This is a genomic window from Wolbachia endosymbiont of Tuta absoluta, from assembly GCF_059414725.1.
Map to the genome: position 1 here is coordinate 1 of NZ_JBNRJY010000407.1, position 318 is coordinate 318.

1 pseudogene is annotated in these 318 nt (G+C 40.9%); it reads right to left on the reverse strand.

The features are described from left to right. Positions 1 to 117: 117 nt before the first annotated feature. Positions 118 to 318: pseudogene (locus ACJ5GX_RS04365) on the reverse strand (hypothetical protein); the annotation flags it as partial.

A 318-nucleotide genomic window follows, 5' to 3' on the forward strand; every position in this document is an offset into this window, starting at 1 on the left:
TTGCAATAGTCTTACAACCCTTGAGTCCATTAGTTGCCTCTTACGACAGTCACAGGAAAGAAATGGGGGGATGCTATTCAAAGCCGGCATCACACGGCACTCCCTCACGGAGATCGATCAACTTGCAATTTTTATGGAAAATGATACGAAACCTTTTGCGCGCGAGTCTGACTCGCACTTGGCCGTTTTTCTTTTAATGCCGAAGAAGATCGATCTTTTTTTATGGTCAATCTCTAATATTTCTTCTGTAGTAAATTCTTTCACCCCTCTGCTTTTTATTGCTTTTTCAAATCCTTTAGGGTTTTTGCGTATATGTTC